The sequence below is a fragment of the Methylobacterium sp. TK31 genome (genome assembly GCF_055361545.1).
The window spans coordinates 669,305-691,741 of record NZ_CM143964.1 but is presented as its reverse complement, the minus strand read 5'-3'; the positions used below and the strand labels follow the sequence as shown (position 1 = coordinate 691,741).

23 protein-coding genes are annotated in these 22,437 nt (G+C 70.6%); 9 read left to right on the top strand and 14 right to left on the bottom strand.

Translation table 11 applies throughout. From position 1 onward, the window contains the following. Positions 1 to 4: 4 nt before the first annotated feature. From uraD to ACXJY8_RS03085, 4 genes are read right to left on the bottom strand one after another with little or no spacing between them, the layout of a single operon-like run. Positions 5 to 535 carry a 2-oxo-4-hydroxy-4-carboxy-5-ureidoimidazoline decarboxylase gene (uraD, locus tag ACXJY8_RS03100; RefSeq protein WP_463776038.1) on the bottom strand — a complete coding sequence of 177 codons (531 nt, stop codon included), beginning with the start codon at positions 533 to 535 and terminating at the stop codon, positions 5 to 7. Between the two features lie 5 nt (positions 536 to 540). Beyond that, complete coding sequence (gene uraH / locus ACXJY8_RS03095) at positions 541 to 894, bottom strand: hydroxyisourate hydrolase (protein ID WP_463776037.1); 354 nt, start codon at positions 892 to 894, stop codon at positions 541 to 543. A gap of 51 nt (positions 895 to 945) precedes the next feature. Beyond that, positions 946 to 1,437 carry a hydroxyisourate hydrolase gene (gene uraH, locus ACXJY8_RS03090; protein ID WP_463776036.1) on the bottom strand — a complete coding sequence of 164 codons (492 nt, stop codon included), beginning with the start codon at positions 1,435 to 1,437 and terminating at the stop codon, positions 946 to 948. A gap of 34 nt (positions 1,438 to 1,471) precedes the next feature. Further along, positions 1,472 to 2,812, bottom strand: a complete 1,341-nt coding sequence (locus tag ACXJY8_RS03085) for an MFS transporter (RefSeq protein WP_463776035.1) — start codon at positions 2,810 to 2,812, stop codon at positions 1,472 to 1,474. Between the two features lie 255 nt (positions 2,813 to 3,067). Here ACXJY8_RS03085 and ACXJY8_RS03080 point away from each other — a divergent pair, with 255 nt between their 5' ends. Beyond that, a complete protein-coding gene (locus ACXJY8_RS03080; protein ID WP_463776034.1) occupies positions 3,068 to 3,997 on the top strand; it encodes an AEC family transporter in 930 nt (309 codons plus the stop codon). Between the two features lie 5 nt (positions 3,998 to 4,002). On the opposite strand, the gene ACXJY8_RS03075 is transcribed toward ACXJY8_RS03080, so the two are convergent. Beyond that, a complete protein-coding gene (locus tag ACXJY8_RS03075) occupies positions 4,003 to 5,259 on the bottom strand; it encodes a D-amino acid dehydrogenase (RefSeq protein ID WP_463776033.1) in 1,257 nt (418 codons plus the stop codon). A 209-nt stretch (positions 5,260 to 5,468) separates the two neighbouring features. On the opposite strand from ACXJY8_RS03075, the gene ACXJY8_RS03070 reads away from it, so the two are divergent. The 5 genes from ACXJY8_RS03070 (at position 5,469) to ACXJY8_RS03050 (ending at position 8,924) form a co-directional block, all read left to right on the top strand. Then, entirely contained in the window at positions 5,469 to 5,909 is a 441-nt protein-coding gene (locus ACXJY8_RS03070) for an Lrp/AsnC family transcriptional regulator (protein ID WP_463780319.1), read from the top strand. A 98-nt stretch (positions 5,910 to 6,007) separates the two neighbouring features. Continuing rightward, entirely contained in the window at positions 6,008 to 6,664 is a 657-nt protein-coding gene (locus ACXJY8_RS03065; RefSeq protein ID WP_463776032.1) for a DUF47 domain-containing protein, read from the top strand. Between the two features lie 8 nt (positions 6,665 to 6,672). Continuing rightward, positions 6,673 to 7,683, top strand: coding sequence for an inorganic phosphate transporter (locus ACXJY8_RS03060; RefSeq protein WP_463776031.1), 1,011 nt, complete (start codon positions 6,673 to 6,675; stop codon positions 7,681 to 7,683). Between the two features lie 48 nt (positions 7,684 to 7,731). Further along, positions 7,732 to 8,415 (top strand): MgtC/SapB family protein, encoded by a 684-nt coding sequence (locus ACXJY8_RS03055; RefSeq protein ID WP_463776030.1) that lies wholly within the window; start codon positions 7,732 to 7,734, stop codon positions 8,413 to 8,415. A gap of 248 nt (positions 8,416 to 8,663) precedes the next feature. Next, the gene (locus ACXJY8_RS03050) at positions 8,664 to 8,924 is read left to right on the top strand and encodes a hypothetical protein (RefSeq protein WP_463776029.1); all 261 of its coding nucleotides are present in this window, start codon (positions 8,664 to 8,666) and stop codon (positions 8,922 to 8,924) included. 12 nt (positions 8,925 to 8,936) lie between these two features. Here the strand turns inward: ACXJY8_RS03050 and ACXJY8_RS03045 are convergent, their stop codons facing one another. After that, positions 8,937 to 9,383, bottom strand: coding sequence for a hypothetical protein (locus tag ACXJY8_RS03045; protein WP_463776028.1), 447 nt, complete (start codon positions 9,381 to 9,383; stop codon positions 8,937 to 8,939). A gap of 572 nt (positions 9,384 to 9,955) precedes the next feature. On the opposite strand from ACXJY8_RS03045, the gene paoA reads away from it, so the two are divergent. The 3 genes from paoA to paoC are packed head-to-tail and all read left to right on the top strand — an operon-like array spanning position 9,956 to position 13,725. Continuing rightward, positions 9,956 to 10,555 (top strand): aldehyde dehydrogenase iron-sulfur subunit PaoA, encoded by a 600-nt coding sequence (paoA, locus tag ACXJY8_RS03040; protein ID WP_463780316.1) that lies wholly within the window; start codon positions 9,956 to 9,958, stop codon positions 10,553 to 10,555. Next, positions 10,552 to 11,502, top strand: a complete 951-nt coding sequence (locus ACXJY8_RS03035; RefSeq protein WP_463776027.1) for an FAD binding domain-containing protein — start codon at positions 10,552 to 10,554, stop codon at positions 11,500 to 11,502. The genes paoA and ACXJY8_RS03035 overlap by 4 nt, the downstream gene beginning before the upstream one ends. A 3-nt stretch (positions 11,503 to 11,505) precedes the next feature. Next, positions 11,506 to 13,725 carry an aldehyde oxidoreductase molybdenum-binding subunit PaoC gene (gene paoC / locus ACXJY8_RS03030; RefSeq protein WP_463776026.1) on the top strand — a complete coding sequence of 740 codons (2,220 nt, stop codon included), beginning with the start codon at positions 11,506 to 11,508 and terminating at the stop codon, positions 13,723 to 13,725. A gap of 98 nt (positions 13,726 to 13,823) precedes the next feature. Here the strand turns inward: paoC and ACXJY8_RS03025 are convergent, their stop codons facing one another. The 8 genes from ACXJY8_RS03025 to glyA all read right to left on the bottom strand — a co-directional run bounded on the left by ACXJY8_RS03025 (position 13,824) and on the right by glyA (position 22,341). After that, positions 13,824 to 15,971, bottom strand: coding sequence for a sodium-translocating pyrophosphatase (locus ACXJY8_RS03025; protein WP_463776025.1), 2,148 nt, complete (start codon positions 15,969 to 15,971; stop codon positions 13,824 to 13,826). A 344-nt stretch (positions 15,972 to 16,315) separates the two neighbouring features. After that, complete coding sequence (gene thiL, locus ACXJY8_RS03020; protein ID WP_463776024.1) at positions 16,316 to 17,305, bottom strand: thiamine-phosphate kinase; 990 nt, start codon at positions 17,303 to 17,305, stop codon at positions 16,316 to 16,318. A 5-nt stretch (positions 17,306 to 17,310) separates the two neighbouring features. Further along, the gene (gene nusB, locus ACXJY8_RS03015; RefSeq protein ID WP_463780314.1) at positions 17,311 to 17,787 is read right to left on the bottom strand and encodes a transcription antitermination factor NusB; all 477 of its coding nucleotides are present in this window, start codon (positions 17,785 to 17,787) and stop codon (positions 17,311 to 17,313) included. Positions 17,788 to 17,810: 23 nt separating this feature from the next. Then, positions 17,811 to 18,317, bottom strand: a complete 507-nt coding sequence (gene ribH, locus ACXJY8_RS03010) for a 6,7-dimethyl-8-ribityllumazine synthase (protein WP_463776023.1) — start codon at positions 18,315 to 18,317, stop codon at positions 17,811 to 17,813. Positions 18,318 to 18,524: 207 nt separating this feature from the next. Continuing rightward, positions 18,525 to 19,169, bottom strand: a complete 645-nt coding sequence (locus tag ACXJY8_RS03005) for a riboflavin synthase (protein WP_463776022.1) — start codon at positions 19,167 to 19,169, stop codon at positions 18,525 to 18,527. Between the two features lies 1 nt (position 19,170). Beyond that, positions 19,171 to 20,298, bottom strand: coding sequence for a bifunctional diaminohydroxyphosphoribosylaminopyrimidine deaminase/5-amino-6-(5-phosphoribosylamino)uracil reductase RibD (ribD, locus tag ACXJY8_RS03000; protein ID WP_463776021.1), 1,128 nt, complete (start codon positions 20,296 to 20,298; stop codon positions 19,171 to 19,173). 11 nt (positions 20,299 to 20,309) lie between these two features. Further along, positions 20,310 to 20,903, bottom strand: a complete 594-nt coding sequence (nrdR, locus tag ACXJY8_RS02995) for a transcriptional regulator NrdR (RefSeq protein ID WP_463776020.1) — start codon at positions 20,901 to 20,903, stop codon at positions 20,310 to 20,312. A 133-nt stretch (positions 20,904 to 21,036) separates the two neighbouring features. After that, complete coding sequence (gene glyA / locus ACXJY8_RS02990; RefSeq protein WP_463776019.1) at positions 21,037 to 22,341, bottom strand: serine hydroxymethyltransferase; 1,305 nt, start codon at positions 22,339 to 22,341, stop codon at positions 21,037 to 21,039. Positions 22,342 to 22,437 lie beyond the last annotated feature (96 nt).

Genomic DNA, 22,437 nt, shown 5'->3' with positions numbered 1-22,437 from the left:
CCCCTCACCCGGCGGCGGCGACCAGACGGTCGAGCCGCATCCGGGTGATCTGGGCGATCTCGTCGAGGGCGGCCCGCTCCTCCTCGGCGGGGGTCCGCTGCAGGCGCTCTTCGAAGATCCTCAGGATCTCGGCCCGCGCCCGGCCGCGGACCGCGATGATGAAGGGAAAGCCGAAGCGCCGGCGATAGGCGGCGTTCAGGCGGTCGAAGGCCTCCGCGTCGGCGGGCGGCATGTGATCGAGCCCGGCGCTGCCCTGCTCGCTGGCCGAATCCGCCGTCATGCTGCGGGCCCGCGCCTCCGGGCCGGCGAGCTCCGGATGGCCGTTGAGGAAGGCGATGCGGGTCTCGGCCGGCGCCGCCCGCACGGCCCGCATCATGGCCGCGTGGAGGTCATCGACGCCGGCGAAGGGCCCGTGCGCATGGGCGCGCTCGGCGACCCAGGCGGCGTGTTCGAACACCCCCCCGAACCGCACGACGAAGGCCGCGGCGTCCAGCCGGTTGACGGCGGCGAGATCGACTTTTCCGGACTCGGCCATCGCCGTCAGCTGCCGCGATAGGTGGCGCAGGTGCCCGGCGCGCACAGCATCGGCACGTGGTAGTGCTGCGCGGCGTCGAAGACCGCGAAGCGCACCACCGGATTGTCGACGAAGATGTCGGCCTCGGTCACGCCGGGCTTGGCCTTCAGGTAGGCGTCGATGTGGAATTCCAGTTGGTATTGCCCGACCTTGGCCTCCGGCCCGGGCAGGATCGGCGCGTCGGTGCGTCCGTCCGCATTGGTGACGACGCTCTTCACGAGGCGCCAGGCGCCGCCCTCCATCACGGAGAAGTCGATGCGCACGCCCGGCGCCGGGCGCCCGCGATCCGCGTCGAGGACGTGTGTGGTGATGCCGGCCATGATGTGTCGGGCTCCGCGAAGTATCGTGTCTCGGGCAGGTCTGCGGGCGCGTCAGCTGCCGCGGTAGTAGGAATAGCCCCAGGGCGTGAACAGCACCGGCAGGTGGTAGCGCTGTCCGGCGTCCCGGATCACGAAGCGGACTGGCACCAGGCTGAGGAAGTTCGGCTGCGGCAGGGCCACGCCGAACGTCGCGAAATACGCCTCGAAATGCATCAGCAACTCGTATTGGCCGACCTTCAGGGCCTCGTCGACGAGGAGCGGCTCGGCCGGCCGGCCGTTGGCGGCGGTCGTCACGGTCTTGATCGGCCGGTAGGCGTCGCCCTCGCGGATCGCGAGGTCGCAGACCATGCCGGCGCCGGGGGTGCCGTGGAAGTTGTCGATGGCGTGCAGGGTCAGGCGCGGGCCGAGGCCGGCCTGGGATTTCGGCGCCGTCGCAAGGGCGCTCGGCGGGGTCGGGCCGGCCTGCGCCAGGGCGCCGGTGGCGGCGACGGCGCCGAGGCCGGCCCCGACGAGGCTGCGGCGCGTAAGGGCCGGTCGATCCATGGGGTGTCCTTCTCGAGCGGTGCGGGGTTCGGATTCAGGCGGGTTCGTGCGCGGCGCGCGCCGCGGCCCGGCGGCTCAGGGCCGCGGGTTCCGGCGGGACGAAGGCGAGGATGAGGAGAAGCGTCGCGACCTCGAAGCCGGCGACGATCCAGAGGCCGGTGGCGGCCGAGCCGGTCTGTTCGCGCAGGGCGCCCATCACCGCGGGCGCGCCGAAGCCGGCCAGATTTGCTACCGAGTTGATCAGCGCGATGCCGGCCGCGGCGGCCGATCCGGCCAGGAAGCGGCCGGGGATCTGCCAGAAGACCGGGATCGCGCTCATGGTGCCGACGATTGCCACCGTGAGGGCGACGACCGACAGCACCGGGCTGACCGGCACGAGCAGGCCGAGGAGCGCGATCGCCACGGCACCGACGAGGGCCGGCACGCCGCAATGGAGGCGCGCCTCGCCCGAGCGGTCGGAATGGCGGCCGTTGAGGATCATCCCGGCCGCGCCGCAGAGATAGGCGCCGGACATGATCCAGCCGATGGTGAGCGGATCGGTGTAGCCCGCCTCGCGGACCACGCTCGGCCCGAAGAAGGTCAGGGCCGAGTTCGCCGTGATGATGCAGAAGAAGATCGCGATGCACTGCCAGACCCGCACGTCGCGTAAGGAGGCCAGGATGCGGTGCTCGCGCGGGCCGAGCGCCGCCGCGTCGCGGGCGAGGTCCGCCACCACCAGGGCGCGCTGCTCCGGCGTCAGCCATGCGGCCTTCTCCGGCCGGTCGGTCAGGTAGACCAGCGTGACGATGCCGGCGAGGATCGACGGGATGCCTTCCAGGAGGAAGACCCATTGCCAGCCGGACCAGCCGTTCACGCCGTCGAGTCCGGTCATGATCGCGCCGGCGAGCGGGCCGCCGATCACCCCGGCGATGGCGGAGGCCGACATGAACAGGCCGAACACCTTGGCGCGCCGCTCGGTGGGGTACCAGTAGGTCAGGAACAGGATCACGCCCGGATAGAAACCGGCCTCGAACACGCCGAGCAGGAAGCGCAGGAGGTAGAACAGGCCGGCGGTGGTGACGAACATCATCGCCACGCAGCACAGGCCCCACAGCAGGGTGATGCGCGCGATGGTCTTGCGGGCGCCGATCCGTTCGAGGAGCAGGTTGCTCGGCACCTCGCAGAGAAAGTAGCCGATGAAGAAGATCCCGGCGCCGATGCCGTAGACGGTCTCGCTGAACTTCAGGTCGGCGAGCATCTGCAGCTTGGCGAAGCCGATGTTCACCCGGTCGATCCAGGACAGGATCCAGAGGAACATCAGGAACGGCAGCAGCCGCCAGGTGATCCGGCGATAGGTCTGGTCGAGGCCGGCCGGCGAGGGCTGTTCGGGCGCCATCAGGGGTTCCGCGCACCCGGCGATTCGCACCGGGGTCCTGCACTAAAATGATGCAAGTCGGAGGCCATGGCTACGCTCGCGGCATTCGCCGCCACGGGGATCCTGGGGGCGGGCCGATCCTCCGCGCCGGGGATGCGCCGGGGCGGGTACCATTCCGCAACCCGCTCCGGGTAGACGGGGGCGTCGCCCTCCCCCCAGGTCCCGCTCCATGCGCCACCCATCCGCCCCCGGTCCCGTGTTCCCCGGCTGCGCCGCGTGACCGCGACGGTGGTCCTCGCCCTCGTCCCGATCGCGCTGCTGATCGGCCTCGGCGTGGCGCTGCGCCACCGGGGGCTCGTCGACCGGGCGTTCTGGCCCCAGGCGGAGCGTCTCGGCTACTACGTGCTGCTGCCGGCCCTGTTCATCCACGGTCTCGCCACCGCCCGCCTCGACGGGGTGCCGGTCTTCGCGCTGGCGGGCGTCCTCGTGGCCTCGACCCTCGTGGTGGCCCTGACGCTGCTCGCGATCCGGCCGCGGCTCGGCCTCGACGGTGCGGCCTTCACCTCGGTCTTCCAGGGCGGCGTGCGCTTCAACAACTACGTCGGCGTCTCGGCGGCGGCCGGGCTGTTCGGCGCGCAGGGCATCGCCCTCGCGGCGGTCGCCAACGCGGCGATCGTCCCCACCGTCAACATCCTGTGCGTGCTCGTCTTCGCCCGCTTCGGATCGGGCGGCCGGCTCGCGCCGCGGGCGATCCTGCGCCAGCTCGTCCTGAACCCCCTCGTCGTCGCCTGTGCCCTCGGCATCGCCCTGCAGGCCACGGGCCTGGGCCTGCCGCCGGGCCTGGAACCGACACTGAAGGCGCTGGGACAGGCCTCCCTGCCCCTCGGGCTCCTCTGCGTCGGCGCCGCCCTCGATCCCGGCACCGTGCGGACCTGGCTGCGACCGGTCCTGGTCGCCTCGGCCGCGAAGTTCGTGCTGATGCCGGCGGTGACGATCCTGGCCTGCCGCGCCGCCGGCCTGCACGGGCCGGCCGCCGCCACCGCCCTGCTGTTCCAATCGCTGCCGACGGCCTCCTCGTCCTACATCATGGCCCGGCAGCTCGGGGGCGACGCGCCGCTGATGGCCGGCATCCTCGCCCTGCAGACCGTGCTCGCCGGCCTCGCCATCCCCCTGGTCATGCTGATCCTTGAGGGCTTCACCGCCTGAGCCCGTCAGGCGGCGTAGCGGGCCAGTGCCAGGTCGGAATGGTCGATGTCGGGGGCGCGGCCGGACATCAGGTCGGCCAGCATCCGCCCGGAGCCGCAGGCCATCGTCCAGCCCAGGGTGCCGTGACCCGTATTGGTGTAGAGGTTGGCGTAGCGGGTCGCACCCACGATCGGCGTGCCGTCCGGCGTCATCGGGCGCAGGCCCGTCCAGAACCTGGCCGCCGCGAGGTCGCCGCCCTCCGGAAAGAGGTCTCGGACGCAGCGTTCCAGGGTCGCCCGGCGCGGCGCGCGCAGGGCATCGCTGAAGCCCGCGAGTTCCGCGGTGCCGCCGACCCGGATCCGGTCGCCGAGTCGCGTGAGAGCCACCTTGAAGGTCTCGTCCATGACGGTGGAGACCGGCGCGGCGTCGGGGTTGGTCACCGGCAGGGTCAGCGAGTAGCCCTTCACCGGGTAGATCGGCAGGCGCAGCCCGAGCGGGTGGAGCAGGGCCGCCGTGTAGGACCCCATGGCGGCGACGTAGGCATCCGCTCGCAGCGTTTCGGAGCCGCAGACCACGCCCGTGACCGTTTCGCCGGTAGCCTCCAGCCCGTCGATCCGCGTGCCGTAGCGGAAGCGGACGCCCAGTCCCCCGCAAAGCTCCGCGAGGCGCTGCGTGAACAGGTGCGCGTCCCCGGTCTCGTCACCGGTCAGGCGAAGGCCGCCGACGATCTTGTCCCGCACGGCGGCCAGCGCCGGCTCGGTCGCGATGCACCCGGCCGGGTCCAGAACCGCGTAGGCGACCCCGTAGGTGTCGAGGACGCGGGTGTCGTCGCCGACATGGTCGAGCTGCTTCTGCGTGCGGAAGAGCTGCAGCGTGCCGCGGGTCCGGTGGTCGTAGGCGATGCCGGTCTCGGTACGCAGGTCGCGCAGGACGTCGCGGCTGTATTCGGCCAGGCGGACCATGCGGCCCTTGTTGCGGATGTAGGCCTCCTCCGTGCAGTTCGCGAGCATGCGTGCGAGCCAGCCGTAGAAGCGCGGCTCGACGGTCGGCCACAGCACCAGGGGCCGGTGGCGCATCATCAGCCATTTCATCGCCTTGATGGGGATGCCCGGTGCCGCCCAGGGCGCCGAGTAGCCGGGCGAGACCTGGCCCGCATTGGCGAAGCTGGTCTCCATGCCGGCGGCGGGCTGCCGATCGACCACCGTGACGGCGTGCCCGGCCTTGGCCAGGTAATAGGCCGTGGTGACACCGACCACGCCGCTTCCGAGAACCAGGACCCGCATCGCACGTCTCCCCCGAGGTCCGAGACCCCAAGCATGGGCGGGGCCAGGAGGCGCCGGCCTCCGATCGTCCCGCCCTCCCGAGCGCAGAGACACCGGATCCTGCGAGCGGTGCCGCGAAATCCTTGCAGATCCTGCGATGCGTATGCCATTCTGCGCACGATCCTGCGACGAATGACACGGTCGTTGCGCCGTGCGAGGGAGACCGTATCCTGCCGCCGGACGAGATCGATGCCGCCATCATCCGGGTCCTGCGCGAGGATGCGCGGATTCCCAATGCCGCCCTGGCCGAACGGGTCGGGCTCTCGGCGTCGGCCTGTCTGCGCCGGCTGCGGCTGCTCGAACGCAACGGCACCATCCGGGGCTACACCGTGCTCCTCGACGGGCCCGGCTCGGCCGGCCTCGTGGTGATGACCCGGATCTCCCTGGAGCGGCAGACCGAGGATTGCCTGAACCGGTTCGAGGCGGCCGTGCGGCGCTGCCCCGACATCCAGGACTGCTACCTGATGACGGGAGATTCGGACTACCTCCTGAAGATCCGCGTCGCCGACATGGCGGAATACGAGCGGTTGCACCGTTCGGTGCTCTCCAGGCTGCCCGGCGTCGCCCGCATCCAGTCGAGCTTCACCATCCGCAGCGTCGTCGGACGATGATTCCGTCCGGAAAGCGACGGCCCTGCACGGTCCGGCCCTCGCCGATCCCCGCCGGAACCCTAGTTGGCTAACGAAGCGGTACGAGGCCGGGGTCCGGAATGCTGGGTTGGTTCAAGGCGTTGATGCCGCGCGAGGATCGTTTCTTCGACCTCTTCGAGCGGCACTCGCGCACCCTGGTCGCCGGGGCCGAGGCGCTGCAGGGTGTTCTCCAGGGCGGCGACGCCGTCCCGCGCTACTGCCAGCAGGTGATGGAGCGCGAGCACGAGGCGGATGCGATCACCGCCGAGGTGCTGCTCGCCGTGCGCCGCAGCTTCATCACCCCGTTCGATCGCGGCGACATCAAGGACCTGATCCAGTCGATGGACGACGCCATCGACCAGATGAACAAGACGGTGAAGACCATCGCCCTGTACGAGGTCCGCAGCTTCGAACCCCTGATGCGGGAGATGGGCGGCACCGTGATCGAGGCGGCCCGGCTCACGGCCGAGACCATCCCGCTCCTCACCGCCATCGGCACCCATGCGGGGCGGATCAACGGGCTGACCGAGCAGATCACCCGGGTCGAGGGCCTCTCGGACGAGATGCAGGAGCGGGGCCTCAAGACGCTCTATCAGGCCCATCGCAAGGACGGCGGCGATGGCGACACGATGGCCTACCTCATCGGCGCCGAGATCTACGGCCATCTCGAGGACGTGGTCGACCGCTTCGAGGACGTCGCCAACGAGATCAGCGGCATCGTGATCGAGAACGTGTAGGCGCGCCGATGACCGAGGCCACCGCGCTCGCCCTGCCCGCCCTCGCCGGCCTGATCGCCGTCGCGCTGTTCTTCGATTTCCTCAACGGCCTGCACGACGCGGCCAATTCCATCGCCACCATCGTCTCGACGCGCGTGCTGCGGCCGCAATACGCCGTGCTGTGGGCGGCGTTCTTCAACTTCATCGCCTTCCTGTTCTTCGGCCTGCACGTGGCCGAGACCCTCGGCACCGGCATCGTCGATGCCGGCATCATCGACCCGCGGGTGATCTTCAGCGCGCTGATGGGGGCGATCGTCTGGAACATCGTGACCTGGATTTTCGGCATCCCGTCGAGCAGTTCGCACGCCCTCGTGGGCGGCCTGATCGGGGCGGGCGTCGCCAAGGCGGGCTTCAGCGCGGTGGTCTGGAGCGGGCTGACCAAGACCGCCGCCGCCATCGTGCTGTCGCCGCTGCTCGGCTTCCTCCTCGCCCTCCTCCTGGTGCTGATCGTCTCCTGGCTCTGCGTGCGCGCGACGCCCTTCGCGGTCGACCGGCGATTCCGCGTCCTGCAGTTCGTCTCGGCCTCGCTCTACTCCCTCGGGCACGGCGGCAACGACGCGCAGAAGACCATGGGGATCATCGCGGTGCTGCTCTACTCGCAGGGCCATCTCGGCGCCTCGTTCCACGTTCCGCTCTGGGTGGTGATCTCCTGCCAGTCGGCGATGGCGCTGGGCACGCTGCTCGGCGGCTGGCGGATCGTGCACACGATGGGGTCGAGGATCACGCGGCTGAACCCGATGCAGGGGTTCTGCGCCGAGACCGGCGGTGCGATCACGCTCTTCACCGCGACCTGGCTCGGCATCCCGGTCTCGACCACCCACACCATCACGGGCGCGATCATCGGCGTCGGCGCGGCGCGGCGGACCTCGGCGGTGCGCTGGGGCGTTGCCGGCAACATCGTGGTCGCCTGGATTCTGACCCTGCCCGCGGCCGCCCTGATCGCGGCCGCCTGCTACGCGCTGGCCGCGCTCCTCGGGTGAGGCCGTGGCGCGCCCCCTCGCCCGTCCCGGACCGGAGGTGACCGACGGATGCTGAGCAACATCGAGATCGTCTGGCGCCTGCTCCTGGCCGCGATCCTGAGTGGGTTGATCGGGGTCGAGCGCGAACGCCTGCTCTGGGCCGCCGGGATGCGGACGCACATGCTGGTGGGTGTCGGGGCCTGCCTGATCATGATCGTCTCGGCCTTCGGCTTCGCCGACGTGCTCGGCACGCACAACGTCACCCTCGATCCCTCGCGCATGGCCGCCCAGGTCGTCTCCGGCATCGGCTTTCTCGGGGCGGGAACGATCCTGCTGCGCGGCGAGGTGGTGAAGGGGCTCACCACCGCCGCCAGCCTCTGGGCGGTCGCCGCAATCGGCCTGGCGGTCGGCGGCGGCCTCTACGTGGCGGGCATCGCCACCACGGTGATCCTGCTCGTGATCCTCGCCGGCATGAAGCCGCTGCAGGAACGCTACCACGACCGGATGCATATCGGGCCGCTGCGGGTGGTGTCCGAGGCCGGCTGCCTCTCCATCGATATCCTGCAGGCGGTCTCCGGCGTGCGCGCGTCGCGCATCCGGCAATTCGTGACACGGCGGGCGGATGATCCGAAGTTGGATGAAACGTTGATCACCTTCGTGCGGCTGTCACGGCGCTCGGTGGAAGACGTCGCACAGAAACTTCGCGCTCATCCCGGAGTCATTCGCGTTGAAGATCTGCCGAATCGACGCTAGCTGTGCAGGATGGCGCGCGGGTGCCGACCGCCGGACCGGAATCTTGGGTCGATAAGACAGCCATTGTTGTCTCATGAGTGTGGGATCGGAACCGTGGTCGCCGGCTCCGGCCGGGCTTCGAGCCGGTGCAGCGACGCCGGACGCGGCTTTCGGCGCGGGGCGATCGGGGAGAGTGGGATCGTGAGAGGGACGCGCATGGGGGCCGACGAAGCCCAGACCGGTGAGGTCCAGCGGATGCCGGTCCGCCCTTGAGCCGTCGGAGCGCAGCCTCGACGCCCGCCCCGGAGGACAAGCGCAAGCGGGTAAAAAGCCACGTGTTCCTGGTGGCGGTGAAGCAGCGGCGCGAGGCCCTGCGGGTCTTCGCCGTGCTGTCCTCCTCCCAGGAGGAGGCCCTGGCGATCGTGAATGCCTCGAGCGCCGAGGGCGCCGCGGTGGAGGCGGCGGGCCGCCTCTCGAAGAAACTGGCACGGCCCCTGAAGCTGATGCCCGAGGTTCCGCACCCGATCTGAGGGCCCGGGGGCCTAGCGCGGCCCGCAGACGGCGCGGTCGGTGTAGAGCACGACGTCGCCCTGCTTCGGGTTGTTGACGGAGAACGGCTCGATGCTCTCGCGGGGCAGGAAGCCGCGCCCGAGCTCACGGTCGAAGAAGTCGTGGCCGATCTCGACGTAGCAGCGGTCGAGGATCGCGGTGTAGCGCAGGGAGGTCTGGACCGCGGCCGCGCCGCCCTGGGCACCGTAGGCCGAGCAGTAGCCCGACAGGTCGAGGCTGCCGGGGCCGGAAAGCCGGATCGCGCGCGAGGCGCCCGGGCGCACCAGGAAGGACGGGCCGCCCTGCTGCGAGCCGACCAGCGTCAGGGGGGAGCGGTTGTAGACGTGTCGAATGCAGTCGGCGCTCGCCGCGCCGACGCCCGCGACCAGCGCCGCGACGGGAAGCGCCACCCGGCCGAGCCACCGAAATCCGTTTCGCATCACGCACCTTTGCCCAGACGATTTTGCCGCGACGATCGTCTTCGAGGCGTCTTGCCCCGAGACCCATCAGATGAGCTAGGGCGGCCCCTCCTCCCGGCGAGGCCATCCGGGGTCTCGACCCACGGCGTCGGAGTGCGGAGACGGACCGTGACGCCGCCGATCTTCGACCGTGCCGCGGGTTGTTCGCCGCGTCCGCCCCTCGATTTGTCCGCTCTTCGCCAGATCTATCCGCGTCCTCCGAGCGTCGCCGGATCGGCGATCCCCGGCGGCGATGCGGCCCGCGAGGTGTCGGCGCGCACATGTCGACCGGTGCCGTCCGAGACTGGAAAAATTCCAGGGAGCACCGGAGCGGTTCCGGCGTTTCCGTCGAGCGCCCCTCGCAGGAGACCGGCGTACGTCCGGACGGAACCGACGCGGTTCCGTGTCGCGCCTCGGACCAAGTTCGCCCGCTCACGCGTTCTCCTGGCCTGCGACGCATCCGGGCGCCCGTCCGCCGGCAGCCGCCTTCCGCAACAGGTTCAGAGATCGCCATGCCAAGTTTCGGAGAGAACGAATTGAGTCGACGTGACGTCATGGCCGGTGCGACGGCCTGTGCGGCGCTCGCCGCAGTGCCGGCGCGGGCCGAAGGCCGGCCCGAAGCGACCGGCCCCGAGAAGCCCGTGCTGGCGAAGGTGTCGCTGACAGTGAACGGCCAGCGCCGCGAGCTCGAGCTCGACACCCGCACCAGCTTGCTCGATGCCGCCCGCGAGCACCTCCAGCTGACCGGCTCGAAGAAGGGCTGCGACCACGGCCAGTGTGGCGCCTGTACGATGATCGTCGACGGGCGGCGGATCAATTCCTGCCTGACCCTGGCGGTGATGCATCAGGGGTCGGAGATCACCACCATCGAGGGGCTCGGTCAGCCCGACGCGCTGCACCCGATGCAGGCCGCCTTCATCAAGCATGACGGCTACCAGTGCGGCTACTGCACGCCCGGTCAGATCTGCTCCGGCGTCGCCGTGCTCGCCGAGATCAAGGCCGGCATCCCAAGCCACGTCACCGCCGATCTGAACGCGCCGATGCAGGTCACGGACGCCGAGATCCGCGAGCGCATGAGCGGCAATATCTGCCGCTGCGGCGCCTATTCCAACATCGTCGAGGCAATGACCGAAGTCGCCGGGAGGCCCGCATGAAATCCTTCACCTACGAGCGCCCGACTTCGCCCGCCGAAGCCGCCGCCGCCGTTTCCCGCAATCCGAACGCCAAGTTCATTGCCGGCGGCACCAACCTCCTCGACCTGATGAAGCTTCAGATCGAGACGCCCACCCACCTCGTGGACGTCAACGGACTCGGGCTCGACACGATCGAAGCCACGCAGGAAGGCGGCCTGCGGGTCGGGGCCCTCGTGCGCAACACCGATCTCGCGGCCGATGCCCGGGTGCGCAAGGACTACGGCGTGCTCTCCCGCGCCCTGCTCGCGGGGGCGTCCGGTCAGCTGCGCAACAAGGCCACCACCGCCGGCAATCTTTTGCAGCGCACCCGTTGCCCGTACTTCTACGACACGGCCCAGGCCTGCAATAAGCGTCAGCCCGGCTCCGGCTGCTCGGCCCTCGACGGCGTCTCGCGCCAACTCGCCGTGATCGGGGCCAGCGAAGCCTGTATCGCCACCCATCCGGGCGACATGGCGGTGGCTATGCGCGTACTCGACGCCACCGTCGAGACCGTCGACGCCAAGGGGTCCAAGCGCAAGATCCCGATCGCCGACTTCCACCGCCTGCCGGGCGACCGGCCGGAGGTCGACACCACGCTCGCGCCGGGCGAGTTGATCACGGCGGTGACGCTGCCGAAGCCGCTGGGCGGCGCGCACATCTACCGCAAGGTCCGTGACCGGGCCTCCTACGCCTATGCCCTGGTCTCGGTGGCGGCGGTGGTGCAGCCGGACGGTAGCGGCCGGGCGGCCTTCGGCGGCGTGGCGCACAAGCCCTGGCGGGTCGAGGCGGCGGAGGGCGAGATGGCCCGGGGCGCCAAGGCGGTGACCGCCCAGGCCTTCGCCGGCGCCAAGCCGACCCACGACAACGCCTACAAGCTGACGCTGGCCGAGCGCACGCTCGGCGCTGCGCTGAACGAAGCGAGGGCCTGAGCCATGAAGTTCGACACCCCCGCGGGCCAAAACCCGATTGACCAGCTCAAGGTCGTCGGCAAGGCCACCGATCGGATTGACGGCAAGTTTAAGACCACGGGAACGGCGCCCTACGCCTACGAGCGCCACGACGTCGTGGCGAACCAGGCCTACGGCTACGTACTCGGCGCCGGCATCGCCAAGGGCCGCATCCGCGCCATCGACACGAAGGCCGCCAAGGCGTCGCCCGGCGTCGTCGCCATCGTCACCACCCTGGACATGCCGGCCTTGGGCCTCGGCCGGATGAACGCCGCGAACCTCTTCGGAGGCCCTCAGGTCCAGCACTACCATCAGGCCATCGCCGTCGTGGTAGCGGAAACCTTCGAGCAGGCCCGCGCCGCCGCGTTCCTGGTCAAGGTCGATTATGCCCGGGAGCCCGGCCAGTTCGACCTCGAGGCCGTCGCCTCGTCCGCCAAGCCGGTGCCCGGCGACAGCGGCGAGGGCAGCGGTGGCGGCGGCGAGGATCGAACCGGCGACTTCGAGGGCGCCTTCGCGTCGGCCCCCGTCAAGTTCGACGAGACCTACACGACCCCCGACGAGAGCCACGCGATGATGGAGCCGCACGCGACCATCGCCGCCTGGGAGGGCGACAAGCTCACCCTCTGGACCTCGAACCAGATGATCGCCTGGACCAAGGGCAGCATCGCCAAGATCCTCGACATTCCGGAGGCGTCGATCCGCGTCGACTCGCCCTATATCGGCGGCGGCTTCGGGGGAAAGCTGTTCGTGCGCTCGGACGCCGTGGTGGCGGCGCTGGCCGCCAAGGCCGCCGGCCGACCGGTCAAGGTCGCGCTGACCCGGCCGCTGGTCGCCAACAACACCACCCACCGGCCGGCCACGATCCAGCGCATCCGCATCGGCGCGACGGCAGACGGGACGATCACCGCCATCGCGCATGAGAGCACCTCCGGCAACCTGCCGAAGGGCAAGCCGGAGACGGCCGTCGACCAGACCAAGCTTCTCTACGCCGGAGCCAATCGCCTGACCGCGATGAAGCTCGCCCATCTCGACCTGCCCGAGGGCAATTCGATGCGGGCGCCGGGCGAGGCGCCGGGCCTGATGGCCCTCGAGATCGCCATGGACGAGATGGCCGAGAAGCTGGGCATGGACCCGGTGGCCTTCCGCGTCCGCAACGACACCCAGGTCGATCCCGGGCATCCCGAGCGTCCGTTCTCCCACCGCAATCTCGTGGGCTGCCTCAAGCTCGGCGCGGAGAAGTTCAACTGGTCGGCCCGCAACCCGAAGCCCGGCCAGGTCCGCGACGGACGTTGGCTCGTCGGCATCGGCATGGCGGCGGGCTTCCGCAACAACCTGCTGATGAAGTCGGGCGCCCGCGTCCGCCTCGGCCGCGACGGCATCGTCACGGTCGAGACCGACATGACCGATATCGGGACCGGCTCCTACACCATCATCGCGCAGACCGCCGCCGAGATGATGGGCGTGGGCCTCGACAAGGTGGTGGTGCGCCTCGGCGACTCGTCCTACCCGGTCTCGGCCGGCTCGGGCGGCCAGTTCGGAGCGAACAACTCCACCGCCGGTGTCTACGCGGCCTGTGTCCAGCTCCGCGAGGCGGTGGCGCAGCGGCTCGGGTTCAACTCGGCCGACGTGGTGTTCGAGGAGGGGCAGGTCCGCTCCGGTAACCGGACCGAGACCCTGGCGAAGGCGGCCGCCGACGGTGAACTCGTGGCAGAGGATTCGATCGAGTACGGCGACCTCGCCAAGAAGCAGCAGCAATCCACCTTCGCGGGCCATTTCGTCGAGGTCGGCGTCGATGTCGACACCGCCGAGATCCGGGTGCGGCGGATGCTGGCGGTCTGCGCGGCCGGGCGCATCCTCAACCCGAAATCGGCGCGCAGCCAGGTCATCGGCGGCATGACGATGGGCGTCGGCGGGGCCCTGATGGAAGAGCTCGCGGTCGATACCAAGCGCGGCTTCTTCGTGAACCACGACCTGGCCGGCTACGAGGTGCCGGTCCATGCCGATATCCCGCACCAGGAGGTGATCTTCCTCGACGAGGTCGATCCGCAATCCTCGCCGATGAAGGCGAAGGGCGTCGGCGAACTCGGGATCTGCGGCGTCGGCGCGGCGGTGGCGAACGCGGTCTACAACGCCACCGGCGTGCGGGTGCGGAGCTATCCGATCACCCTCGACAAGCTCCTCGGGCAGATGCCCGACGCGGCCTGAGCCGGGACGCAGGAAAGGCCGCGGCGGGATACCTGGCGCGGTCCCTGGTTCAGAATGCGACCCCCGGTGGCCGACGGCCCGCCGGGGGTCGCTTTCGTTCAGCTGTGAGCCAGCACCGCCAGGAGGAGCAGGGCGATGATGTTGGTGATCTTGATCGCCGGGTTCACCGCCGGGCCGGCGGTGTCCTTGTAGGGATCGCCGACGGTGTCGCCGGTCACGGCCGCCTTGTGGGCCTCCGAGCCCTTGCCGCCGTGGTGCCCGTCCTCGATGTATTTCTTGGCGTTGTCCCAGGCGCCGCCGCCCGAGGTCATCGAGACGGCGACGTAGAGTCCCGTGATGATCACCCCGAGGAGCATCGCCCCCACCGTAGCGAAGGCCTGGCTCTTGCCGGCGATGGCCTGGATCACGAAGAACAGCACGATCGGCGACAGCACCGGCAGCAGCGACGGGACGATCATCTCCTTGATCGCCGCCCTCGTCAGCATGTCGACGGCGCGGCCGTAATCCGGCCGGTCGGTCCCCTGCATGATGCCGGGCTTCTCGCGGAATTGCCGGCGGACCTCCTCCACCACGGCGCCGGCCGCGCGGCCCACCGCCGTCATCGCCATGCCGCCGAACAGGAACGGGATCAGGCCGCCCAGCAGCAGGCCGACCACGACGTAGGGGTTGGAGAGCGAGAAATCGACCGTGACGCCCTGGAAGAAGCGGTACTGGGTCGGGCTCGCGTTGGCGATGAAGTAGTTCAGGTCGGAGGTGTAGGCGGCGAACAGCACCAGGGCGCCGAGGCCGGCCGAGCCGATGGCATAGCCCTTGGTCACCGCCTTCGTCGTGTTTCCGACCGCGTCGAGGGCATCGGTGGACTTGCGCACGTCCGGCGGCAGGCCGGCCATCTCGGCGATGCCGCCGGCATTGTCGGTGACCGGCCCGAAGGCGTCGAGGGCCACGATGAAGCCGGCGAGCGCCAGCATGGCGGTGACCGCGATGGCAATGCCGAACAACCCGGCCAGCGAGTAGGTGCTGATGATGCCCGCGACGATGACCAGGGCGGGAAGCGCCGTGGATTCGAGCGAGATCGCCAGGCCCTGGATCACGTTGGTGCCGTGGCCTGTCACCGAGGCGTCGGCGATGGACTTCACGGGGCGGAAGTTGGTGCCGGTGTAGTACTCGGTGATCACGACGATCAGCGCCGTGATGACGAGGCCGATCACCGCGCAGCCGAGGAGGCCGCCGGAGGTGAAGGTGACGCCCGCATTGGTGGTGAAGGCCGTGCCGAAACCGCCGAACAGGGCGTAGTTCACCCCCGCGATGGCCACGATCGAGAGGGCGCCGGCGGTGATCAGGCCCTTGTAGAGTGCGCCCATGATCGACTGGTTGGCCCCGAGCCGGACCGCATAGGTACCGGCGATCGAGGTGAGGATGCAGGCTGAGCCGATGGCCAGCGGATAGAGCAGCATCGCCTCGAGGACGTTGCGCCCGCCGACCTCGGTCTGTCCGGAGAAGAAGATCGCGGCGAGCACCATGGTGGCGACGACCGTGACCGCGTAGGTCTCGAACAGGTCCGCCGCCATGCCGGCGCAGTCACCGACGTTGTCGCCGACATTGTCGGCGATGGTGGCGGGGTTACGCGGATCGTCCTCCGGGATTCCCGCCTCGACCTTGCCGACGAGGTCGCCGCCGACATCGGCGCCCTTGGTGAAGATGCCGCCGCCGAGGCGGGCGAAGATCGAGATCAGCGAGGCGCCGAAGCCCAGAGCCACCAGGGCGTCGATGACGTCGCGGCTGGCCGGCGACAGGCCGGCGACGCGGGTGAGATAGCCGTAGTAGAGCGCCACCCCGAGGAGCGCGAGGCCGGCCACGAACATGCCGGTGACGGCGCCCGACTTGAAGGCGACGTCGAGCCCGCCGCCGAGGGAGGTCGAGGCCGCCTGCGCGGTGCGGACGTTGGCCCGCACCGAGACGTTCATGCCGATGAAGCCGGCCGCACCCGACAGCACGGCGCCGATCAGGAAGCCGATGCCGACCCTTAGCCCGAGGAAGTAGGCGAGCGCCACGAACAGCACGAGCCCGACGATGGCGATGGTGGCGTATTGGCGCCGGAGATAGGCCTGCGCACCCTCGGCGATCGCCCCCGCGATCTCCTGCATGCGCTGGGTGCCGGCGTCGCGCTTCATCACGTCGTTGATCGTGAGGATGCCATAGGCGACGGCGCAAAGCCCGCCCAGGATGATAAGCAACAAAGCTGTCATTCGACCGTCCTTGATTGGCGATGCCCGTGCGGGTCTGTCGTGGCGTTGTCGGACTTCGTGGCCGTGCTTTCCGTGCGTTCGCAGATCATCGTTCGCGCAGGCGTCTTCGCCGCGCGCCGGTCTTCTGTTGGTTGTGCATCTCCTCCCAGGAATGCCCACTCTGAGTGCCAAACTTCACCGACGCTTGCAAATGCTGCTTAGCTTTTTCGTCAGCGAATAGTTGTGCGTCGCAGCATCGGCTGGAGTCGGTGCAAGTTTTCGCAAGGGTATGGGGGCGAAGCCGGTGCGCCGAAAACTGTACCGGCGGGTCCCCGTGCGCCCACCTGCGCGGGCGACGCCCGGGCTCAGAAGTGGCTGAAGGACCCGGGACCGAGGGGTCGCGGCGCCCCGTCCGCATCGCGGAAGACCGGCGGTGCGGGGCCGGTCGTGACCGTGCCGATGCAGGTCAGCGGCGTGCCGGCCGCGGCGGCCTCGGCGAGGCAGGCGTCGAGGTGGCCCGGGGGCACGGCGCAAAGGATTTCGTAGTCGTCGCCACCGGTGACGATCGGAGTCACGAGGGCGGGCTCCCGTGCCAGAGCCCGCGCGGCCGCGGGCGAGAGCGGGACACGGGCGAGATCGATCTCCGCGGAGTGTCCCTCCCTCCTCAGCATCTTGGTCAGATCGCCCGCGAGACCGTCCGAGACGTCCATCGCGGCCCGGGCGTACCGGCGCAGGATCGGCGCCAGAGCGATGCGCGGGCGCGGATGCCAGTAGCGGTCGACGAGCGCGTCCCGGTCCGCCGCCGCCAGCGTGCCGCACCAGCCCGGCGGCCGGGGACCGCGCAGGAGAAGGCCGAGGGCGGCGTCCCCGATGGTGCCGCTGACGCAGATCCGGTCGCCGACCCGCGCGGTTCCGCGCCGGACGATGCCGCCGGCGGGCACCTCGCCGATGGCGGTCACGCCGATCACCGCCGGCCCGGCGGCCCGCACGGTGTCGCCGCCGAGGAGGTCGAGGCCGAAAGCAACGAGGCCGTCGCGGAGCCCGGCCGCGAAGGCGGCGAGCCACGCTTCCGTCCAGTCGTCGGGCAGGGCGAGGGTCAGGAGGATCGCGCGTGGGCGCGCGCCCTTGGCGGCGAGGTCCGAGACGTTGACGCCGAGGGCCTTGCGGGCGATCGAGCCCGGCGGATCGTCGGGAAAGTAATGCACGCCGGCCACGATGGCGTCGGCGGTGAGGACGAGGTCGCAGCCCGGGCTCGGCGCCAGGGTGGCGGCGTCGTCGCGCAGGCCGTCCGCGCCGGGGCCGGCCAGGGGCGCGAAGTAGCGCGCGATCAGCCCGTCCTCGTCGAGCCGGGCCACGCGGGTCAGGCCCGGCCGGAAGCCGGCAGGCCGGCGAACTCGTTGCCGCGCACGTCGCGGGCGACCTTGTCGAGGACGCCGTTGACCATGCCGGGCTCGTCGCCGCCGTAGAAGCTGTGGGCGACGTCGACGTATTCGGAGATGACGACCCGGGCCGGCACGTCGCGGCGGGACATCAGCTCGTAGGCGCCCGCCCGCAAAATCGCGCGCAGCACCGCCTCGATGCGCTTCAGGGGCCAGCCCGAGGCCAAGGCTCCGTCGAGGACCGGGTCGATGGCGCGCTGCTCGTCGACGACCCCGCGCAGGAGGTCGCGGAAGAAGGCGATCTCGGCGGCCGGATGCGCGATGCCGTCGACCTCGCGTCCGATCCAGAACGTCTCGAATTCGGCCAGCGCCTCGATCACGCCCTTGCCCGAGATCTCCATGTCGTAGAGCGCCTGCACCACGGAGAGGCGGGCGCCGCTGCGCTCGGCGGTCTTCATTCCGGGCTCGTTGGCCATGATGCTCAATCCTCTCCGACCGACGCCGCCGACGCGTCGCGCTTCAGCGACAGCACCGCGAGCGCGGCCTCGGCGGCTCCGCCGCCCTTGTTCAGTTCGGCGACCCGGGCCCGGGCCTGGGCCTGGGCCTCCGTCTCCACCGTCAGGATTCCGTTGCCGAGCGGCAGGCGCAGGGTGACGGACAGGTCCATCAGCGCCCGCGCGCTCTCGCCCGCGACGATGTCGTAATGCCCGGTCTCGCCGCGGATGACGCAGCCGAGCGCCACCACGGCGTCGTAGGGCTGGCCGGCGCGGGCGGCGGCCTCGACCAGGATCGCGATCGCGGCCGGGATCTCGAGGGCACCCGGCACCGTGACCACCGTGGCGACGGCCTCGGCCGCCGCCAGGACGCCCTGCGCGCCGGCCAGGAGCTCGTCGGCGAGACCCTCGTAGTAGCGGGCCTCGACGACGAGGACGCGCGCGCCCTTGACGTTGGCGGGGGCGGTGCGGGAAGCGTAGGCGAGCGATACCATCGAGGGGCCTTCACGGGACACGGTCGGCGGGCGGCGCAGCGGCTGGGAACGGGCGCGCCCGCCGGGACCCTTCGGGGTCCGTCACCGCGCAACGCTCGTCCGGCCGGACGTGTCCTGCGCCCGCAGGCGCGAGCGATAGACCCTGGGCGGCGTGGCGACAAGCGCAGCGCCCGCTTATCCGCGTCCGAGGGCGCGTGGTCCGTCCGCTCAGGCCTGGGCGGGCACGCGGCCCTCCGACAGGCGCGCGGCGTAGCGGGCGATGAGATCGACCTCGAGGTTGAGCTGGTCCCCGGCCCGGCGCTCGCCCCAGGTGGTCACCGCCAGGGTGTGCGGGATGAGGAGCACCGAGAACAGGTCGTCCTCGACCGTGTTCACGGTCAGCGAGGTGCCGTCGAGGCAGACGGAGCCCTTCTCGGCGATGAAGCGCGCGAGCTGCGCGGGCGCCCGCAGGGTGAAGCGGTCCGAGGGCGCCCATTGCGGATCACCCGCGCCGCCCGTGACGGCGTCGCGGGCCACGAGCTCGGCGAGGCCGTCGACGTGGCCGGTGACGAGATGTCCGCCGAGTTCGTCGCCGATCTTCAGGGACCGCTCCAAATTCACGCGCCGCCCCTCGCCCCAGGTGCCTACATGGGTGCGGGCCAGCGTCTCGGCCGCGGCATCGACGGCGAAGATGCAGCCGCCCTCCACGGACTCGACCGACACCGCCGTCAGGCAGGGACCGGAGCAGGCGATGGAGGCCCCCAGGGCGATCGTGGCGGGATCGTAGTGCGAGCGGATGCGGATGTGGCGCAGGCGGTCGTCGCCCGCGACCGACACGACCTCTCCGACATCGGTGACGAGACCGGTGAACATCTCAGGCGCTCCGCTCGTAGGTGACGGCCCGGTCAGGGCCGAGAATTCGGGTCTCGATCATGCGGAGATGGCCTTCGGCGAGACGCTTTTGAAGCGCCGGACCGATCGCCGGCAGGCCGCCGGTCTCGCCGAGGCTGCCCGGGCCGGTGATCAGGGTGAAGACGTCGACGAGATCGGCGCCGGCCAGGGCGTCGGCGAGGCGGGGGCCGCCCTCGCAGCAGAGCCGCGTCACGCCCCGCTCGGCGAGCGCCCGGAGCGCGGCCTGCAGGTCGACCTGTCCGGCGCCGTCGGCCTCGACACCGATCACCTCGACGCCGAAGGACGCCAGCATGCGCTTGGCGTGGACCGGCGCCCGCCGGGTGGTGAGGATGAGGGTCGGGACGTCGCGCGCACTCCGCACGAGGGTGGTGGAGGGCAGAAGGCGAAGGCTCGAATCGAGCACGACGCGCATGGGCGAGCGGTCCGACAGGCCCGGCAGCCTGACGGTGAGCGAGGGATCGTCGGCCCGCGCGGTGCCGATGCCGACGAGGATCGCATCCGCATGCGCCCGCCAGAGATGCACGGAACCGTCGGCGATGGGCCCGGTGATCCGCAGCCGCTCGGCGGGGGCGCCGGCGAAGCCGTCGCGGGTCTGCGCGAGCTTGAGGTGCAGGCTCGGGCGCCCCCGCGTCACCCGGGTGACGTGGCCGCGATGGTCGCGGGCCGCCTCCTCCGAAAGCAGGCCCGTGCGCACCGCGATGCCGGCGGCCGCGAGAAGCCCGTGGCCGCGCCCGGCCACCCGCGGATCGGGGTCTTCCAGGGCGGTGACGACGCGGGCGATGCCGGCGGCGACGATGGCGTCGGTGCAGGGCGGGGTCCGGCCATGATGGGAGCAGGGCTCCAGGCTGACGTAGAGCGTGGCGCCCCGCGCCGCCTCGCCCGCCATGGCGAGGGCAATCGGTTCGGCATGGGGCCGGCCGCCGGGGGCGGTGATCCCCTGGCCGACGATCCGCTCCGCGCCGGGGGGACCTGCCACCACGACCGCGCCGACGGAGGGATTCGGCCAGGTCCGGCCGAGGTTGCGATGCCCCAGAGCGAGGGCCAGGCGCATGTAGCGGCGGTCGATCGCGTCCGTTTCCCCGCTCGTCATGCCGTCGCTCCTCACGCCCGCGATTTCGGCTGGCGCTTCGGCCGCAGCGGCGTGACCGTCGCGGTCCGTTCCGCGTCGGCCGGATCGTCGGTCTCGCCCGCAGCGGAGCCGGGCCCGGAGCCCGCATCCTCGGGAAGGTCCTCGGCGAGGGCGGCCGGATCGGAGAGGGTGCCGAGGAGCGCCTTGAAGTCGCTGGCCTCGCGGAAATTCTTGTAGACCGAGGCGAAGCGCACGTAGGCGACGTCGTCGAGCCCCTTCAGGCCCTCCATCACGAGTTCGCCGATGGCCTCGCTGCCGATCTCGGCCTCGCCGCTGCTCTCCAGCTGACGGGTGATGCCGCTGACGAGGCGCTCGATCCGTTCCGGGTCCACGGGCCGCTTGCGCAGGGCCACGCCGATGGAGCGCTGCAGCTTGTCGCGGTCGAAGGGCACGCGCTTGCCCGAGCGCTTGAGCACGGTGAGCTCGCGCAATTGCACCCGCTCGAAGGTGGTGAAGCGGCCGCCGCAATCCGGGCAGACCCGGCGCCGGCGGATCGCCGCCGCGTCGTCGCTCGGGCGCGAATCCTTCACCTGCGTGTCGGGACCGCCGCAATAGGGACACCGCATCGGACGGACACCTGGGCAAGGGGAACGCTGGAACAGCAACGGCCGCGGACCCGAGGGACCGCGGCCGTTGCATGGCATGCTGAGGGGCGCCGGTTCAAGCGCCCCTCGGGGACTCGCCGGCGGGCGTCGTGCCTCAGCCGTAGATCGGGAAGCGATCGGTGAGGGCGTGCACCCGCTCCTTCACGCTCGCCTCGACGGCGGCGTCGCCCCCCTCGCCCTTGGCCACGAGGCCGTCGAGCACCTCGACGATGAAGCCGCCGATCTGCTTGAACTCGGCGACGCCGAAGCCGCGCGAGGTGCCGGCCGGGGTGCCGAGGCGGATGCCCGAGGTGATGGTGGGCTTCTGCGTGTCGAACGGCACGCCGTTCTTGTTGCAGGTGATGTCGGCGCGGCTGAGGGCCGCTTCGGCTGCCTTGCCGGTCAGGCCCTTGCTGGTGAGGTCGACCAGCATGAGGTGGTTGTCGGTGCCGCCCGAGGTGATGTTGTAGCCGCTCGACATCAGGGTGTCGGCCAGCGCCTTGGCGTTCTCGATCACCTGCTTGGCGTAGATCTTGAACTCGGGCTTCAGGGCCTCGCCGAAGGCCACGGCCTTGCCGGCGATGACGTGCATCAGCGGGCCGCCCTGGATGCCGGGGAAGATCGCCGAGTTGAACTTCTTGGCCAGCGCCTCGTCGTTCGTCAGGATCATGCCGCCGCGCGGGCCGCGCAGGGTCTTGTGGGTCGTCGTGGTGACGACGTGGGCGTGCGGGAACGGCGAGGGATGCACGCCGGCCGCGATCAGGCCCGCGAAGTGAGCCGCGTCGACGAAGAAGTAGGCACCGACGGCGTCGGCGATCTCACGGAACTTCGCGAAGTCCCAGTGGCGCGGATAGCCCGAGCCGCCGGCGATGATCACCTTGGGCTTGTGCTCGTGCGCGAGGGCCTCGACCTGCTCCATGTCGATGCGCTGGTCGTCGCGACGCACGGTGTAGGAGACCGGCTTGAACCACTTGCCCGAGACGTTCGGGGGGGCGCCGTGGGTGAGGTGGCCGCCGGCCGCGAGATCGAGGCCGAGGAAGGTGTCGCCCGGCTGCATGAGGGCGAGGAACACGCCCTGGTTCGCCTGGCTGCCGGAATTCGGCTGCACGTTGGCAAAGCCGCAGTTGAAGAGGCGCTTGGCGCGATCGATGGCCAGGTTCTCGGCGATGTCGACGAACTGGCAGCCACCGTAGTAGCGGCGGCCCGGATAGCCCTCGGCGTACTTGTTGGTGAGGACCGAGCCCTGCGCTTCCAGGACGGCGCGCGAGACGATGTTCTCGGAGGCGATCAGCTCGATCTCGTGCTGCTGGCGGCCGAGTTCCTGGGCCACCGCCTGCGCGATCTCCGGATCCGCGTCCGCGAGGGGAGCAGCGAAGAAGGTGTTGGAGAAGTGCTTGTCGGCAGCAGTACCGGCGCTCATGGAAAGCCTCGATTGTTGAACGGGCGGACGCACCCGTAATCCGCTGGCGTAGGGCGGGCGGGCGTTCGAAGGCTGGATTACTACACGCGACGGGTT

What these genes read in the sequence shown, in the direction of transcription:
- uraD (WP_463776038.1), bottom strand. Translation starts at nt 535, where the DNA reads ATGGCCGAGTCCGGAAAAGTCGATCTCGCCGCCGTCAACCGGCTGGAC.
- uraH (WP_463776037.1), bottom strand. Translation starts at nt 894, where the DNA reads ATGGCCGGCATCACCACACACGTCCTCGACGCGGATCGCGGGCGCCCG.
- uraH (WP_463776036.1), bottom strand. Translation starts at nt 1,437, where the DNA reads ATGGATCGACCGGCCCTTACGCGCCGCAGCCTCGTCGGGGCCGGCCTC.
- ACXJY8_RS03085 (WP_463776035.1), bottom strand. Translation starts at nt 2,812, where the DNA reads ATGGCGCCCGAACAGCCCTCGCCGGCCGGCCTCGACCAGACCTATCGC.
- ACXJY8_RS03075 (WP_463776033.1), bottom strand. Translation starts at nt 5,259, where the DNA reads ATGCGGGTCCTGGTTCTCGGAAGCGGCGTGGTCGGTGTCACCACGGCC.
- ACXJY8_RS03065 (WP_463776032.1), top strand. Translation starts at nt 6,008, where the DNA reads ATGCTGGGTTGGTTCAAGGCGTTGATGCCGCGCGAGGATCGTTTCTTC.
- ACXJY8_RS03060 (WP_463776031.1), top strand. Translation starts at nt 6,673, where the DNA reads ATGACCGAGGCCACCGCGCTCGCCCTGCCCGCCCTCGCCGGCCTGATC.
- ACXJY8_RS03055 (WP_463776030.1), top strand. Translation starts at nt 7,732, where the DNA reads ATGCTGAGCAACATCGAGATCGTCTGGCGCCTGCTCCTGGCCGCGATC.
- ACXJY8_RS03045 (WP_463776028.1), bottom strand. Translation starts at nt 9,383, where the DNA reads ATGCGAAACGGATTTCGGTGGCTCGGCCGGGTGGCGCTTCCCGTCGCG.
- paoA (WP_463780316.1), top strand. Translation starts at nt 9,956, where the DNA reads ATGGCCGGTGCGACGGCCTGTGCGGCGCTCGCCGCAGTGCCGGCGCGG.
- ACXJY8_RS03035 (WP_463776027.1), top strand. Translation starts at nt 10,552, where the DNA reads ATGAAATCCTTCACCTACGAGCGCCCGACTTCGCCCGCCGAAGCCGCC.
- paoC (WP_463776026.1), top strand. Translation starts at nt 11,506, where the DNA reads ATGAAGTTCGACACCCCCGCGGGCCAAAACCCGATTGACCAGCTCAAG.
- ACXJY8_RS03025 (WP_463776025.1), bottom strand. Translation starts at nt 15,971, where the DNA reads ATGACAGCTTTGTTGCTTATCATCCTGGGCGGGCTTTGCGCCGTCGCC.
- nusB (WP_463780314.1), bottom strand. Translation starts at nt 17,787, where the DNA reads ATGAAGACCGCCGAGCGCAGCGGCGCCCGCCTCTCCGTGGTGCAGGCG.
- ribH (WP_463776023.1), bottom strand. Translation starts at nt 18,317, where the DNA reads ATGGTATCGCTCGCCTACGCTTCCCGCACCGCCCCCGCCAACGTCAAG.
- ACXJY8_RS03005 (WP_463776022.1), bottom strand. Translation starts at nt 19,169, where the DNA reads ATGTTCACCGGTCTCGTCACCGATGTCGGAGAGGTCGTGTCGGTCGCG.
- ribD (WP_463776021.1), bottom strand. Translation starts at nt 20,298, where the DNA reads ATGACGAGCGGGGAAACGGACGCGATCGACCGCCGCTACATGCGCCTG.
- nrdR (WP_463776020.1), bottom strand. Translation starts at nt 20,903, where the DNA reads ATGCGGTGTCCCTATTGCGGCGGTCCCGACACGCAGGTGAAGGATTCG.
- glyA (WP_463776019.1), bottom strand. Translation starts at nt 22,341, where the DNA reads ATGAGCGCCGGTACTGCTGCCGACAAGCACTTCTCCAACACCTTCTTC.